Annotated in this window: 12 protein-coding genes; 8 read left to right on the top strand and 4 right to left on the bottom strand. The window is 61.5% G+C overall.

Features of this window, described 5'->3' with window-relative positions:
• The first annotated feature begins 239 nt into the window (after positions 1-239).
• From ACILSL_RS25280 to ACILSL_RS25265, 4 genes are all read left to right on the top strand, one after another.
• The gene (locus tag ACILSL_RS25280; protein WP_395734856.1) at positions 240-1,160 is read left to right on the top strand and encodes a hypothetical protein; all 921 of its coding nucleotides are present in this window, start codon (positions 240-242) and stop codon (positions 1,158-1,160) included.
• 395 nt (positions 1,161-1,555) lie between these two features.
• Positions 1,556-2,227 (top strand): hypothetical protein, encoded by a 672-nt coding sequence (locus ACILSL_RS25275; RefSeq protein ID WP_395734855.1) that lies wholly within the window; start codon positions 1,556-1,558, stop codon positions 2,225-2,227.
• Entirely contained in the window at positions 2,224-2,676 is a 453-nt protein-coding gene (locus tag ACILSL_RS25270) for a hypothetical protein (RefSeq protein WP_395734854.1), read from the top strand. The genes ACILSL_RS25275 and ACILSL_RS25270 overlap by 4 nt, the downstream gene beginning before the upstream one ends.
• A 64-nt stretch (positions 2,677-2,740) precedes the next feature.
• Positions 2,741-3,181: a hypothetical protein gene (locus ACILSL_RS25265; protein ID WP_395734853.1), complete on the top strand. Its 441-nt coding sequence runs from the start codon at positions 2,741-2,743 to the stop codon at positions 3,179-3,181.
• A gap of 79 nt (positions 3,182-3,260) precedes the next feature.
• Here ACILSL_RS25265 and ACILSL_RS25260 read toward each other — a convergent pair whose 3' ends face one another.
• The 3 genes from ACILSL_RS25260 to ACILSL_RS25250 all read right to left on the bottom strand — a co-directional run bounded on the left by ACILSL_RS25260 (position 3,261) and on the right by ACILSL_RS25250 (position 6,206).
• Positions 3,261-4,649: a caspase domain-containing protein gene (locus ACILSL_RS25260; protein WP_395734852.1), complete on the bottom strand. Its 1,389-nt coding sequence runs from the start codon at positions 4,647-4,649 to the stop codon at positions 3,261-3,263.
• Positions 4,650-4,729: 80 nt separating this feature from the next.
• On the bottom strand, positions 4,730-5,278 hold the full coding sequence (locus ACILSL_RS25255; protein WP_395734851.1) for a hypothetical protein: 549 nt from the start codon (positions 5,276-5,278) through the stop codon (positions 4,730-4,732).
• 505 nt (positions 5,279-5,783) lie between these two features.
• Positions 5,784-6,206, bottom strand: a complete 423-nt coding sequence (locus ACILSL_RS25250; protein ID WP_395734850.1) for a hypothetical protein — start codon at positions 6,204-6,206, stop codon at positions 5,784-5,786.
• A gap of 538 nt (positions 6,207-6,744) precedes the next feature.
• Here ACILSL_RS25250 and ACILSL_RS25245 point away from each other — a divergent pair.
• Both ACILSL_RS25245 and ACILSL_RS25240 read left to right on the top strand, forming a co-directional pair.
• Positions 6,745-7,584: a hypothetical protein gene (locus ACILSL_RS25245; RefSeq protein ID WP_395734849.1), complete on the top strand. Its 840-nt coding sequence runs from the start codon at positions 6,745-6,747 to the stop codon at positions 7,582-7,584.
• Positions 7,585-8,424: 840 nt separating this feature from the next.
• Positions 8,425-10,458, top strand: a complete 2,034-nt coding sequence (locus tag ACILSL_RS25240; RefSeq protein ID WP_395734848.1) for a hypothetical protein — start codon at positions 8,425-8,427, stop codon at positions 10,456-10,458.
• Positions 10,459-10,805: 347 nt separating this feature from the next.
• Here ACILSL_RS25240 and ACILSL_RS25235 read toward each other — a convergent pair whose 3' ends face one another.
• Positions 10,806-11,216 carry a hypothetical protein gene (locus tag ACILSL_RS25235; RefSeq protein WP_395734847.1) on the bottom strand — a complete coding sequence of 137 codons (411 nt, stop codon included), beginning with the start codon at positions 11,214-11,216 and terminating at the stop codon, positions 10,806-10,808.
• Between the two features lie 238 nt (positions 11,217-11,454).
• Between ACILSL_RS25235 and ACILSL_RS25230 the strand changes: the two genes are divergently transcribed.
• Together ACILSL_RS25230 and ACILSL_RS25225 are read left to right on the top strand one after the other, a co-directional pair.
• Complete coding sequence (locus ACILSL_RS25230; RefSeq protein ID WP_395734846.1) at positions 11,455-13,728, top strand: hypothetical protein; 2,274 nt, start codon at positions 11,455-11,457, stop codon at positions 13,726-13,728.
• Positions 13,729-14,181: 453 nt separating this feature from the next.
• Positions 14,182-14,472 (top strand): hypothetical protein, encoded by a 291-nt coding sequence (locus ACILSL_RS25225; RefSeq protein ID WP_395734845.1) that lies wholly within the window; start codon positions 14,182-14,184, stop codon positions 14,470-14,472.
• Positions 14,473-15,183: the final 711 nt, after the last annotated feature.

The raw sequence follows: 15,183 nt of genomic DNA, 5'->3' as shown, positions 1-15,183 counted from the left end.
GGACGTGCGCCGGAGCCGATGTGGACATCGGCGCTCCCAGTACGGAGGGGCGTGTGCGTGAGAAAGCGCCTGTGCCAGGAGCTGGTGGCGAATAGCGGCGGCGTGGTGAGATTTCCCACCCATGGCTTCAATCAGGAGATGCGATTGCATCATGGCTCCGCGCAGGATACAGAGTCCTGCGCTGGCTGAGATGCCAGTGCCAGCGATCCACCACTCCACGCCGACACTCCCAACGAACGATGATGCATTCCATTGGCCGCTACAGTCAGCAGATGGATTTTCACCGCTCCATTCTGGAATATCGGTTCGATGAGACTCTGAAAGCCGGGCTGGCCGGGAGGCTTCCCTTTGAGAAGGAGGAGAGCCATTTCGCGCCGGAGCCGAGCGTGGCCTGCGGCATCCGGGCGGATGACACCGGCGATGAGTTTGGCGTGATCTATCTCCAGCGCAGCGAGCGGCTTCTCGTGTTCGCAGCCGCGCATGCAGAGCGGGCTTCCGCTGCAGCGGTGTTTAAGAGCGCCTTTCCAGAGCTGAGCGCGCATGAAATCCCCGCCACGTTCAAGGGGGGGCCGCTGGTTGATTCGCCTGCGCCCATGAATCTGCCGCCACCTGCGCTGGAAATTCCTTCAGCCTTGTGGAGGTTTGAGCTGCCAGGGATGATTCTTTTCTTCGTCGTGGTGATCGGGTCGCAGTACCTGGCGCATGCGTTTCAGGAGCCGGTGATGCAGTGGCTTGGGCTGCATGGGGGCAGCCCGGGGGATGAGCCGCCGTGGTATTTCATCACACGTGATTTTGCAGAGGGAATCTGCAGCGCCGGGGCCCTGCTGCTGTGCGTGCTGGTGGCGGTGGTGGCGTGGCGGTGGTGGCCGAGCTACGCGGTGATGATGGTGTGGATGCCGCTCATGTGGCATGGGGGAAACATCGGACGGAGCTGGATCATCTATCAGGCGTGCCCGGGGCTGCTGGATGGCCAGCGCATCACCACCCGCTGGCTCACGTCTCAGAGCTACACGTACGATCATGACATCGCAGGGGCTAAGACGCTGGGGTCGGTCAGCGGATTTTTGCTTGCGATTGTGCTGTCGCTGGTTTCTTACCATGTGCGGCGCAGGCTTGCGCGGAGATCTGCACGACGTGAGATGGAAGGCTCCGCCCTGTAACCAGCCCGCTGTTTTTTGTCCCATGGGAACGGCTGCGCAGAGATCGGGACAAAAAGCGGCCTGCGGCCAGAGACGCATGCAATCCATGGTGATGGCAGCCGGCGCCACCGCATGCCATGGCGGCGCATAGCAGGGCTCGAAGAGACGCGGATCACCCCGAACGACTGCCGGTTAATACCACATCCTATTATTTTCATTGCATGTGCAAAAGCGGACCCAAGATTTATGGCATGGACACAGCCAAGCTCTTTCAATCCCGCCCGCCCAGCGAATCCTTCCGGCAGGCGTAGCAGCAGCAACAAAACGCCGCAGCCGCGCCGCGCAGGCGGGCGCAGGACACGCCGCCCGCCGCCCCGGCGAAGGTCCCGTTTGACCCGAACGCGAAGCTGTACCGGGTGACCATTGATCCCAAGACCGGCGAGCATATCCCGAAAGAAATCAGCCCCCAGGACATCCAGAAGAAGAATGCGCACATCTGGATCAACGGCATCGCAAACAATCCACAGAAGGCCGCCAAACTGGGCGGCTACCACACGGGCAGGAAGGAATTCTACATGATCCACAACCCGACGGGAGGCATGCTGGGAGATCTGGGGGAGAGCGCGCTGCAGAAGCTTGGCCTGCGCACCAAGGTGGCGAATTCCACGCGGGATCTGCTGCGCCACTTTGACCTGCCCAGCGCGAATGTGACGGCGCACAGCCAGGGCACCATGATCCTGAACAGCGCGCTGGGAGACCTGCGCAAGGAAGGCAAGGACATGCGCGGAATGAACCTGAACTATCATGGTGCGGCGGCGAACAATCTGCTCTCCGCCGGACTGGCCCACCGTGTGGGCGCGCACATCCAGAATTTTCAAGGACATGCGCTGGACCCCGTACATAACATCGTGGGTATGAACACTCTGAATACGCTGCGTATTGCGGGGTCTGTGCTTGCAGCGCCGCTGCTGTTTAATGGCGATCCGGACAAGAGCAGCCACACCAAGCCCGACGGGCAGGCGAAAAAGCTGGGGCCGGTTTTTCAATCCAGGTTGTTTGATCCGCTGATGCCGAGATGTTATCCATGACAGTGAAACACTGGCTCCGCCCCCTTCTTTTCTCTGCCATCGCCTGCTGCCTCAGTGGCTGTGCCTTGATTTTGTGCGCCATCGACACGGACATCACCCGTGAGCCACGTTTTCAAAACATCGTGGGGACCGTGATTCACACACGGAGGAAATTGTACTTGTACCAGCAGGGAGCGAACGTGGCACCGGCCTTGCGCACCCACTATCAATTCCGCAAGTCCACGGAAGGCATTGACCGCCAGAACTTCATCGCGGTGGTGCCTGCGGGACATCCCGTCAGGTTCACCAAGGCGCTGCGGAAGCATGACATTGAAAGCAGCGATGAGTACCTGTATGGCGAGATGACGCTCAACGGGGCCTCCTATCCCGTGGAGGTTTACCTGAGCGGATCGATCTATCCCGACGGGTGGCGGCTCATCCTGCAGGATCTGTTTGTCTTCAAGAAGTGAGTTTCTGGTGCTGGCCTGAGACATCCGGCTTTTCAATTCGCTGGCGGCCATGCATGATCATCGAATGATCCGTCTGACTCGCACGCTGCTGGCGGCTGCGGCCTGCCTGCTGCTGCCGGGCTGTGTGATGATGATGCTGACCCTGGGAAACAAGGACATCTCCAAGGAGGCGCGCTTTGCGCAGGTGCTGGGGCGAGAGATCCGCACCAAGGTGGAGATGCGCCTCTACGCGCCTGACAACAGCAGCCATGACGACATGCGCGCGATCTATGATCTGTCGAATGTGATGAGCGGCCCTGAGAACCGGGTGGCGGTGGTGCCTGCGGGCCATGTGGTTCGGTTTGACCGCGCGGTGCGAAAGCATTTCTTCGACGGCTCCTCCGAGTACTTGTTTGGCGAGATCACGATCCACGGGCGGACCTACCCGATGTACTACTACCTGAGCACCTCGGTGTATCCCGATGGCTGGCGGCGGATGTATGAGGTGTTTGCGCTGCGGGAGTGAGGGGAGGAGCGGTGAAAGGAAACCCGCAAAGTGTCACCTATGCCAGTGCGCGCTGGCAGCAGCCGCGGGCGGGCTGCGCCTAAAATTTGACGTAAGGCCGGCCTTCGCGGTTCTCCAGGAGCACCCAGCCGTCTATCTGGATGACGCGCCAGTCAAAGCCTTCCTGGGTGGTGGTGGCGCCCAGCGCGGTGCCGCGCACGCGGGGGCGCAGGTCCAGGATGATCTTCTCCTCCTTGCTGAGCGTGGGGCGCGCGCGCACGTTGATCGATTCTTTGTCCGGGTGCTCCACCACGGTGAACTGGCCTTCCAGCACATCGATGTAGTGCTTGTTGTTCGCTTTCTTTTCCTGCAGCACCCAGCCGGAGCACCGGACGGGCAGCCAGCGAAGACCGCCCTGCTCCACCACTCGTGCAGGATTGCACTCCCCCACGGGAACGGGGCTGTGATTTTGCATGATGGTGCCGATCTCCCTGCCGCCCGGGGCATCCCGCAGTGTGATGTTCATCCTGGCCAGATCCGTGAGCTGCATCGGGCGCAGGCCTGGCAGCCCGGGGCCTGCCCCACCCGTGGCAGTGGCGGGTTGGGATGGATCTGAGGAGGCAGGGGGCGGCGTGACCGGGGCCGGGGCCGGCACGACTGTCTGCGGAGCGGGCCGGGTGTAGTTGACGGTCGTTGCCAGCAGAGGGTTGTTGAGATTGGCATACAAGCTGGGCTGCTGGCCATGGATTTTCTGGGCGGCGGCGGACGCTGTGCGCACCGCTTCCTGCCACATCCCCCCCTGAGCCAGGGCCGTGACGAGGCTGCTGGTAAACACACCGGGCCTGCCGTCCACACCGCTTTTGGCCGGCTTGCCTGCCGAGGTGGAAAAGACGGTCAGCACCTGCTCGTCATTGACGCCGCCGCTGCCTGTCGGGGTGCTGCCACCCGTCCGGCAGGCGTCCACCACCATGATGAGTCCGCCAGGTTCGCTGCTCTTGCTTTTGGGCTTGAGGTCTTCGGAGATGGTGCGCAGGGAGAGCCCCTCCCGCTCCAGATCGGAGTCCATGTGCCCGGCCTCCAGGACGGCGTCCGTGCCCAGCAGATACACGTCGTTTTTCACCTGGCCGCCATGCCCGGCGTAGAAGAGGATGATCTTCCTGGCCGTGTTTGTGGCGCCGCGCATCTTGCGGATCTTTTCCTCCATCTGCCTGCGCGTGAGATTGATGCAGGCGCCGCTGGGCTCATGGGTGTCTCCATAGGGCATGGAGTAGCCGGAGTGCTTCAGCAGCGTGGCAAAGAGGCGCGCATCTGCTGCGGCGCTGGGCAGGGATGCCATGCCGCCCTGGGTGGCGTAGGCTTCATTGCCAAAGACGAGTGCATACAGGCCGTCTTCCGCACTCAGGGCGGGATGGCGCAGCCCGAGGAAAAGACAGAGGCAGGCACAAAAACGTGAGAGGCAGGCCAGCCGTGGGGCGGGGTGGGAAATCATACGATTCGGTTTGAGAGAAGGCTGAGAGAGGACGGGGACTTTGGGCGGAGGAGCAGATGCCGCACCAGCCCTGCTCCTGCTTACAGAGCCTGCCAGCCCACCGCGCTCAGGCGCTGATCCACCCCATTGAGCACGGCGGCCTGTTTTTCGCCCTGAAAGCCGGACCACGCACGGTACACCTCTCCGAGGAAATGCAGCGCCACGGTGATCACCGCGCCGGAACGCTCCCCGCTCAGCTCGCCATGGTAGGCGATCAAGTCATTGCCACGCTGCTGAAATTCATCGGAAGCCTGCAGCGTCTCCGCAGATGGCTGGGTGGATTTGTTGACGATGTCTCCACGCACGCGCATGCGCAGAGTGTCCAGCGAAGAGGTGGCCAGATCATACTTGTGCTGGGCGAGGGAGAGGACCTGGGGATTTGTCGCATAGCTCTGCTTGATGGAGCGTCCGGTGATCTCCACCTCGCGCTTCATCTTCATCGCCGTGGCGAGGTGGTTGTCCAGCTTCTGCGCCTCCTCCTCACCGAGCTGCCTGCCATAGCTGCCGCTCAGGACCGCCGGATTTCTTTCACCGCGATCCAGGGCATCCAAGGTGTAAGTGGGGATGGTCACACCGGTGCAACCAGCCATGGTCAAGGAGAGACAAGCAGTAATGTATTTAGATGGTGACCTCATAAGTGCCTTGCATAAAGCACATTCAGGCATGGGAGGTCAACTAGCGATTTACTGAGCCGCCCACGGTGTTTTTTCATGACGTTCCCCCCCTGAAACCCGCCCGCCAGCATTCAGGCAATGGGGAGGGTTTTACGGAGCAGCCGCCCCCCCTCATGCAAGGAAGCCCATGCAGCCAAGGGGCGGATGGCCGTGAGCGGAGGCCGGGGGGCAAGTCACGCGGCCGGGCGAAGACCATGAGCGCGTGTGCGGCGCGGGGCCGTGCTGGGTGAATTTTTCGCGTGCGTGAGCGTCGTTTTTTGTCAAGTATTTGCACCCTGACCCCCTTTTTCAGGATGCTTGTTTGGCGAGATCACGATCGACGGGCGCATCTACCCGATGGATTTCCACCTGGCCTCTGATGTCTATCCCGATGCGTGGCGGCGGATGGATGCGGTGTTTGCGCTGCGGGGAATGTGGGGGCTCACTTCGTGGGCGCTGGTGCGGTGGCGGCGGCGGAGGTGAGATCGAGGTGCAGGGGCGGGGCGTCACTGGGGATGAGGAGGTGGGGCGGGCCGGACTGCTGCACGAGGTAGTCGGAGTCTTTGAGCGCGGGGTGCGCTGCGCGCTCGGCGGCAGTGACGGGGCGCAGGGTGAAGCCGGGGGGGAGCGGCGGGAAGACGATGGCGGCGATTTCCTGCGGGGTTTTGCCGGGCATTTTGAGCCGCAGCTCGTTCACCTTCACGACGTGGGCGATGGCGTCCCTGCCCTCCTGGCTGATGCGCTCTTCGTGCTGCCGAAGCTGGCGTTCGGCGTGGACTTTGGCGGCGAGGTAAACGAGCGCGGCGGGGACGAGGGTGACGAGGAGGATGAAAAGGGTGGTCGAGCGGAAGGTCGATGTTTTCATGCGGGTGGCTGGCTGGCGGGTGATGTGGCGCTGGGTGCGAGAGATGAGGTGTGTAAGGCGCGATGCGGGGAATGAGTGCGCTGAGCGTGACCGGCGGGTGCGGGAGCACTGTAAACTGGGAACTGAAAACTGAGAATTGAAAATTGGCGGGAGCAGGGGTGCAGCCGGGACATGGGTGGCACACTCCCCTGCCCCGGCGGCGCGGCATTCTGTACTGGGAGCGCCGATTTTTAATCGGCTCTGGGCGTGGCGGGGACGCGGGAGGGAGCGCTGTGGTTGCGCGGGGTTTTGCGTGAGGGGCGGTGTTGACGGGAACGCTCGCCGGAGCCGATGTGGACATCGGCGCTCCCAGTACGGAGCTGTGCGCGATGCAGGATTTTGTGCAGTGCGGAGGGCTTCGCTGGGTGCGGTGCTGAGGGCTTTGACGTGTCTTGAAACAAATTGGTTGAATTTAAAAATCGGGACCCAATCGGTTATGGCAGGCCGTGGCATGTTTCTTCGGCTACCAGCTCCTACCACACTCTTATTTCACCAGACCATGGCTCTCTCTTCTTCGGCAAAAGCCCGCTCAGGCGGGGGCGTGACGCGCAGGCGTGTGAAGTCGCCGAGGGCGATGCCGGAGGGCGCGGGTGCGGCGGATGGTACTGGGATGTCCTGCACGACCTCTGGCGAAGGAGGGGGCGCGCCGGTGGCGGCTGGCCCAGGTGCGACGGCGGCTGGCGCTACGATGGCTGGATGTGAGGCTGCGGGTGCGGGGGCGCTGGTGGATGGGGCGGCGGGGTCTCATACGACTTCTTCTGCGGAGGCGAATGCGGCCAGTGCGCTCGCGGGGGGTGCGGTGGGAGTGGCACAGGCGGGTGTGGGTGCGAATTCGCGTGCGGGGGTGCCTGCGCGGTTGCGGCTGTGGCTGGACCGGGCGCGCGGCCTGGGGCTGACGGAGCCGGAGGTGGTCTTTGACCTGCATGTGCGCCAGGGGCTGCCGCTGCTGAATGTGGCGCGGGTGCTGGATGTGGGCCTGGAGGCGGTGCGCGGGCTGTGGCTGCAGAGCCGTGCGTCACGCGCGGCGCAGACGCCGCAGTCGGAGCCGGACTTCATCGCGCTGCGCGAGCACATCGCCGCCTCGCTGTGGCAGACGGTGGAGTCGACGTTCCCGGATGTGATGTCGATGGCGGACGCCGACGAGGATGCGGATCCGCCCGGAGCCCCGACGCCGCCGATGCTCTCGGTGCGGCTGAAGGCGCTGGATCAGATCGCGAAGCTCTATGACATCACCTTGGAAACGCCAGCCTCAGACCACGGCCCCCTGCCCTACACGACGCCGGAGGACATCGCGGTGTCTGTGCGGGAGCGGGTGCTGGGGCTGTTTGGGAGGGGGTGAGGATTTTGCGCACACTTATAGATAACATTCTAAAGAACAGTTCCATTCTGCACATCCATCGCCTCAGTTTGAATCACTACTGGCCTGAGTTCGTTGATGTGAGTAGTCCACTTCTTGCACCCAAAAACTACGAAGGGTAAGGGAGAGGGGCCCAGCCTGATCTTGACATCAGGCAATCAACATTTTCCCAGTATAACCCCATCAACAGCGATGAATAGAGCACAGTCGAATGCAACCAGTTGCAAATTAAAACTTGCATTTGTGGGGCAAACTGCCTGAATGTATCCGCCCCTGTCCGCCTCGATATGCATGCTCATATCTAGCTACGCTAAGGAAGTTCCCTTGTTCTTTTGTCTATGATCGATACCCCGCCCGCTGAAAGACCTCTCCCTTTGGAGGAGGTGCCTTATGCTGAAATTCGGCGTTGGGAGGTGGAAGAGTGCGACCCTTATCGCAGGAATTCAAGTTGGGAGCCATCCATGGCCGTTCACAACATTTTTTCCCGCCACATACCCGGCGCGTTTGGCATTGATTTTTTCCGGCGTCTTATCGCAGCCAGCCCTCAGCCGTCAGCTTCTCCCGCAGCCACAGGAAGTTCAAATCACTGACCTTAACCGACTAGGTCCGTATTCCTGAAAGCGCATGTCAGCGTGGTGCTGCAATGTCCTGTTTTGCACCAATGAGGCCCGTTCGTTCGGCCCTCTAGGTCTTTCTCTGTCGGAGTTATGCCGTGCAGCAACCGGTGGCTTTTCCTCACATTACCTCGGCCTGGGACGCTTCGACCATATCCTAGTCACCCTGGCTACGGATGAAGCCGACCTTCTGCGGCCTGAGAAAAAAGTGCAGAAATGTCCGCACACCACCTCCCACTGGTCGTGTTTTGGCAGAGTCATCGCCGCCTCTTTTGATCCAGCCACCGGGCAGCCATCCGATTGCGGTGCCCTGCTCGGCGTTTGCGTCATCAAGCTGGCCCACCGGCTGCGGGACACCCTCACGGAGCTCGAACCCGTGGCCGCAGCCATCCAGCAGGCCCTCTCCGGCATTCCCGGCCACTGGCTTCTCTCCAGCACCACCGGCTGGGAAGACCTCGTCCTGCTCTTCTGGACCGACGAACTCCTCACCCTCTCTCAGGCCCTCGCGCAAGTGCGCAGCCTTAAGGTCCAGAAGGTGAAGCCCGATCTTCAAGGCGGAGTGCATGCCGTCCTCACCACATGCACCCTCACCGGCGTCAGCCTGCCCGAAGGAGTCTTCGACCCCGTGCAGAAAAAATTCCTCCCCGCCGAATGGGTTCGCCGCATGGAGTCCATTCAGACGCTTGCTCTCGTGGACTGGGCCTTGCGCTTTGAAGTGCGCCCCGGCCACATGGACCCTTTCAAACATGAGCTGGCCACACTCGCCACCCAGGTGGGACAAGCCTCCATCGTCGAGGAAATGCACAATGTGCTCGGCCAGTATGATTTCCGAATCCAGTATCAGGGCGGCACGCAAAAGGAGTGGCTACAGTTCCTTGGCAATGTAGCGCTTCCCCTCGCCGCACGTTCAGGCTCCCTCGTCCGCTCCATGGAGACCCATCTCCACATTCGTTTTCAAACATGCAGCGAGGGGGTGAGCGCCCCGAACGTGGTCAGGCCCCCGGCCGAGAGCCTGCCGCAGAGCGTCCTGCAACGCATCCAGCATTCATGCGCGGAGTTTGGCATCGCCCCGCACACCGTCGAGATGCTGGACGCCACCTACAGCCGCCTTCAGGCCCTCCGGGAGGACGACTTGCAGCAGGGCACCTTTGAGTCCGTCGCCAACCTCTTCAACCATCTCGCCGCCGGACTTGAAGCCCTCATGCAGCAGCAGCAGCAGCAGGATGGGCGGCCCCCAGTCGAAGCCGCATTCCTCGGTCGCGATTTTTGCTCCTGGTTGTGCTGGATGGAGCGTTGCCTCGCGGACCGCTACCGCGGCACCTATCCCCTCGGGGAAAGCATCATTACCCGCGTCGGCACCTACCAGGCCTCCTACCACGGCTTTCTCGCTGCCATGGATTGCATCGCCCAGGAAGCCTACGATCTCGCCAGAGAATTCTGCAATCGAGCCTGCCCTGATCTCCCCCCCATCCCCGCAGTCACCGTGTGCAGCTTCATCGGCAGTGCCCCCTCTCCCAACATCTTTTGCTTCCCTCATCTGCGCTGCGGCTTCATTGAGCTTCCCCCCGGCCTGATCTTCCGCCTGCATGACCTCCCCGTGCTCCTGCATGAAGTGGGGCACCTCTTTGAGCGCGTCGTCAGCCATCATTTCAAGTTCGCGTACGATTTCAGGCCAGGGGATCCTGAAACCACACAGATCCGGGAGATACTGGCGGAGGCCTTCGCCTGCTGTGCTTGCTTCGGTCGGGACATGGACAGCTATGCAGCCCACCGCCTTTCCTTGGTGGACACCTACCTTCCGCAGCCCGCGAGCAAATTTGTCACCAGCCATTTTTTGGTCAATAACATCCGCCTCACCGCCGTGCACTGGCTGTTAAATGCACTGGGGAGCTTCAGCACCGCTCAGGATGCATTTCGTGAATTCAGCCGCAGGGTTGAGAGCATCGTCAAAGGCGAGCTCGACAGCACCCTGCCAGGGGACGAAAGCGCACAGTCAGAGGATGAGGCGCGCAAGGCTGTCAAACCCTGTGAAAATGCGTTTTATGCAATGGCGCAGCTTTATTACGGTCACTCAGACTTCAGGATCATGCTCGATGCCATGCGCTCCTTGCAGGATCTCAGCTCCCGAGCCACCTCTCTCAAAGCCCTCCCTTTCGCCCAGACATTCATTCAGCAAGGCAGCCACCTCCCAGCAGACCACTTCCGCTTCATTGAAGCGATGGTAGCACGGGCGGCATCGTAACAGTGCGGTCTTTGTCCAATCACGCTGCAGCAAAATTTTCCTTGGAGAGGACGCAGAAAACGGGATTACTTTCTTATGCATGCAAGACCCAGCGGCACGGCAGGATAGAGGATGCGCAAGGAGGACGATGACGAGCCACAGCATCCGACCACTCCACACCTTCAACGCTCCTTTGTCTTCGCCGCCGCCCCGGGCAGCGGCAGCACGCAGATCGGGAACTTGTGCAGTGCCGTGAGGCCGCTTTTCATGTGGATCCGGATGACAATGCTGAGCCGCATGGGCTTCTCGAGCTTCGCTGGCGCGCGAAAGATGAAGTGGCTGAGGTTGTTGATGCTGGTGCCGGGGATCTAGCCGATCAGCTCGTAGCTGGTCACGCCGGCCGGGTTGTTGAGGGCAAGCTGGCACTCAAGCGTGCGGCCTTCCAGCACGATGGGGTTGGGGTGCAAAGTCACGAGCGCGGAGCCGGGGTATATGCCGCGGCTGACGGCGGCCATGTCCAGCGCGATCACCTGCAGAATGCTGCCGCCGCGACTGATCACTGTAACGAGATTTTTCTCCCCCATGGGCACCACCTGCCGGAGCCTGTCACTGCCTTCCACCTGGGCGTCCGGAAAGTCCAGCATTTCCACGCAGTCCAGCCTCAGCAGCAGGCGGGCGTCGTCGGTGGCGAAGAAGTTGATCTTGGTGCCGTGGTCAACCGCCTTGGAACTGGTGCAGTAGCTGCCGCAGTGGCTGAGGACGTTGCCATGGTCATCCATCAGTAACTCGTGAGATGAGCGGGGTGGGTTTTCTTATTGCTGGCATCATCGTATTATTAAATACTATAACCCTGCACATGCAGGAATACCCGTGTACTTTTTTCACGAAGCAAAACACTTTTCCGCTTGCGCTTTGAAATCCGGGCCCAAGTGTTGTTAACAGACAGCCTGACGGAGTGGAGAACTCGGAGGGGGAATTCAATTTTGTTTTTGATCCTCGTTTTTCCTTTTTCTTCGCATGCCTCTGCTTCCTGCCCCCTCCCCTGCTGCTGCGTCTTCTTCGGCGGCTTTTGCTGCTCCGCCTGCGCGGGGCTCTGCGGCTGACATCCTGGCGGCGCTGCGCGCGAAGGCGGCGCTGGTGCGCAAGCGCCGGAAGACGCCGCTGGAGGATGCGCTGGCGGCGGACGGGGGCACTCGCGCAGTAAGGCTGGTGCAGTGGGCGCGGACGCAGAAGGCGGGCTATGATGCGGGGCTGGTGCAGTGGCGGGCGAACCGCCTGAAGTGGAGCCAGGAGGCGCAGGATATTTTTGACCATCGCGCAAGGGCACGCCGTGAGAAGGCGGAGGTGGAGGATGCGCTGAGCATCTTTGAGATGGCGAATGATTCGGTGAACATCGTGGCTTCGCTGGCGGAATTTGCGGCGGCGCAGGCGGAGCAGGACATCTATGGCGGGGAGCCGTGGTTCGCGGCAAATCCGGTGGGCCGGGCGGATACGAAGCTGGCGGATGACATCCAGCACCACCTGCAGTGGACGTTTCGCGATGGGCGGTTTGTGGATGCGCAGTGTCTGGGGATCGACCAGGCGGTGACGCTGGGGGAGTGCTTTATCAAGACGCTGTATGCGACGGATGTGGACGAGCATGAGGCGGCGACGCCGTGCCTGCATGCGGACGGGCAGCCGGTGGTGGATGCGCTGGGCGAGTATGTGACGAGCGATGCGCAGGTGAAAAAAATGGGCCGCCGCCTGAAGGGGAAACTGGAGTGGAAGGAGGTGTATGAGACGCGCCAGACGATCATCCGCCAGGGGGTGGAGGCGGTGCCGATCCACTTCCATGACATCAGCTTTCGTGAGGATGCGCCGGAGCTGGATCTGCGGCATACGAATGTGTATGTGAGCGTGGAGATGAGCACGTTTGAGGCGATGCGGCGCTTCCATCTTTCGAAGGAGGATGCGGTGCGGCTGGCGCGCTGCGCGGAGACGCGGATCTGCAGTGATGAGGAGGCGCAGCGCGAGCGCACGGCGGATGCGACGGTGACGTGCGCGCCGGCGGAGGAGCCGCTGGGTGAGGTGGAGGCGGAGCAGCTGCTGAACACTCGCGTGCGACTCATCGAGGCATACATCCGTGCGGATGTGACGGGCACGGGCAAGGAGGCGCGGATGTGCATGGTCTTCCCGCCGTACCATGAGGACTGGATCATCTGGGCGGACTATCTGGCGAACATTTCGCCGAAGGCTGAGCTGCCGATCAAGTGTGATGTGTGGGAGCCTGTGCCGCACCGGCTTTACGGTCGGGGCTTTTTTTCGAAGTATGCGTATCTGCAGACGGCGACGGACAATCTGTGGAACCAGGTGAACTTCCGCAATGAGATGCACGCGAATCCGCTGACGGCGGTGCATGAGGAGAACCTGCAAACAGATGAGGACGGCGGTGCGATGGTGATCGGCCCGGGGAAGACGCTGAAGCCGAAGGCGGGGAAGCGGCTGGGGGATTGCATCGAGTTTGCGCTGCTGCCGGATGCGGACTCGCGGAGTCTGGAGCTGTTCCAAACGGGGATGCAACTGGCGCAGTTGAGAAGCGGGATCACGAGCGCGAGCCAGGGGGATCTTTCTTCGGTGCCGGAGTCGAACACGGCGACGGGGATCAAGAGTCTGATCAGCCGTGCGGCGGTGCTGCTGAAGAAGCCGATCCGGAGGCTGCGGAGATCGAAGGGCCGGGGCTTTAGCTACGCGGTGAAGCTGCACTACGCGAACTTTGACCGCGCGGAGGCTTTTGTGTGGGGTGAGGGGCACAACAAGGAGCTCGTCACCATCACCCCGGAGCATGTGCGTGATCTGGACATTGATGTGGAGATGCTGCTGACGCAGGAGCAAAACCAGAACAAGCTGCAGGGCGCGCAGGTGATGATGCAGCAGCTGCAGGGCTACTCGGGCATGCCGGAGACGGACAAGGCCGGGGCCCGCGTGGGCGTGGTGCAGGCGCTGAAGGCGCTGGAATTCTCCAACGCGGAGGAGATGGTGCGAAAGCCGGTGGTGACGCTGGAGAGCTGCCTGCCGCTGCTGCCGCCTGAGGAGGCGCAGAAGCTGAAGGGCCTGATGGCTCTGCAACAGCAGCAGGAACAGGCCGCGCAGCAGCAGCCGGGGGCGGAGGCTCAGGCGCCGGATCAAGGTGCCGCGCCGGGTGCGCCGCCAATGCCAGGGGCTGGTATGGCGGGTGCGCCGGGGATGATGCCGCCTGGGGCGGGCATGCCGGGGGCTGCTGCGCCGATACCTGGAGCGCCGGGGCTGGCGTGAGTTTTTCAAACGAGACAATCAGACTATCAGAAGATGAGACATTCCGATGCTCCATTCCATCAACAAGCCATGATCGCTCCGCGCGGGGTCTGCCTGCGGGGCGCAGTGATCGAGGACCCATTCTTCGCTCTACGAGCTACGAAGGGCAAGCCGAGTTCGAGTAGGAGGACGAGGACGATTTTCAGATAACGAAGCACCAAGAACACAAAACATCTAACTGCCATGAAGAAGCACATACTGCTACTATTTGTCATTGCGACGATCACTGAGGTGAGCCGCACGACGGCGATGTGAGCTGCCATTTACCAATTCACTACTCCGCCCCCCCTGCTCTGCTTCCCGTGCCTCGTGTTTGCGACGTGCCGTGATCGATGACGATGACGAGGACGAACAACCCACAAATCGCACCATTCCCAATTTCACATTTTTTCAACCTAACACCCATCGCACACCATGCCTGCCTCACAACGCCGCACACCGCTTGATCCCATGTCCATCCCCGGAGCTCTCCAGGAGATGGTGCCGAATTCGTCCTTTCGCACGGTCACGCCGTCGGACACCTACGCCATCAAGGGAGGCCCGGCGCGCGCGCTCTATGTGGGCGGCGCAGGCAACGTGGCGGCCATCAACGAAAACGGCGTGGCCGTGATCTTCACCGCCGTGCCCGCCGGGGCCGTGCTGCCCATCGCCACCAACCGCGTGAACGCCACGAACACGACGGCTACAAACATCATCGCGCTGTAACATCATGATCGGACTCGTCCTCTCCCTCGTCCAACCGCAGCTTCCCCGCGACTCAACGCCAGGAGGTGCCGTGGATGTGTGGGAATGGGAGGATGGCATCGGGATGCAATGGGAGCCGAGTATTAACATTCCAACTGAATAACTTTTATGGCTGATCTTCCAATTTCAAGCGCAGCGTCTCTGACGCATTTGACCATCGCCCAGGGGGACCTTTTCCCTTTGGTGGACATATCCGCATCTGCCGGGAGCAAGGGGAGCAGGATCACGCTGGGGGAGCTTGCTGCGAGTGTGTTCACAGTCGGTTCAACGGTTGCGACGGCGGTTTCTGCAAACGGCGCAGCATCCACGCCTGCATTCGCGCTCACGGGGTCGATCTTCACGGGCGGCAGTTCGACTACGACAAAGCCGCTTTACCTGATTGAACCTGCTGGGACCACCAGCACGGGTTGGTCCATGGATGGGACGATGTTTGGGGTGAACGCTCCGTCATCACTCGCCAGTACAGGTTACATTCTGGATCTTCAAAAAGAGGGGGGGCGCCAATTCGGCATCACTGGTGATGGGTTTATTCGCCACGTCGCTGAATTGAATGGGTAACGGGTGGCGCGGCAGTGGAGGAGATTGCAAGTTGGGGGATGGACCAGAACGACTTGTTTGCAATGGCTTTGGGATTGAACACGCCGTGGAAGGTCGTGCGCAGCGGATTTGAAC

This window comes from Prosthecobacter sp., from assembly GCF_044222345.1.
In the GTDB taxonomy this organism is placed as follows: Bacteria; Verrucomicrobiota; Verrucomicrobiia; order Verrucomicrobiales; family Verrucomicrobiaceae; genus Prosthecobacter.
Note: the sequence above shows the minus strand (reverse complement) of the source record. Positions and strands in the feature narration are given on the sequence as shown.

Coding starts and splice junctions, on each gene's coding strand:
- ACILSL_RS25230 (WP_395734846.1), top strand. CDS start 11,455: ATGCCTCTGCTTCCTGCCCCCTCCCCTGCTGCTGCGTCTTCTTCGGCG.
- ACILSL_RS25280 (WP_395734856.1), top strand. CDS start 240: ATGATGCATTCCATTGGCCGCTACAGTCAGCAGATGGATTTTCACCGC.
- ACILSL_RS25265 (WP_395734853.1), top strand. CDS start 2,741: ATGATCCGTCTGACTCGCACGCTGCTGGCGGCTGCGGCCTGCCTGCTG.
- ACILSL_RS25225 (WP_395734845.1), top strand. CDS start 14,182: ATGCCTGCCTCACAACGCCGCACACCGCTTGATCCCATGTCCATCCCC.
- ACILSL_RS25250 (WP_395734850.1), bottom strand. CDS start 6,206: ATGAAAACATCGACCTTCCGCTCGACCACCCTTTTCATCCTCCTCGTC.
- ACILSL_RS25260 (WP_395734852.1), bottom strand. CDS start 4,649: ATGATTTCCCACCCCGCCCCACGGCTGGCCTGCCTCTCACGTTTTTGT.
- ACILSL_RS25255 (WP_395734851.1), bottom strand. CDS start 5,278: ATGGCTGGTTGCACCGGTGTGACCATCCCCACTTACACCTTGGATGCC.
- ACILSL_RS25270 (WP_395734854.1), top strand. CDS start 2,224: ATGACAGTGAAACACTGGCTCCGCCCCCTTCTTTTCTCTGCCATCGCC.
- ACILSL_RS25235 (WP_395734847.1), bottom strand. CDS start 11,216: ATGGATGACCATGGCAACGTCCTCAGCCACTGCGGCAGCTACTGCACC.
- ACILSL_RS25245 (WP_395734849.1), top strand. CDS start 6,745: ATGGCTCTCTCTTCTTCGGCAAAAGCCCGCTCAGGCGGGGGCGTGACG.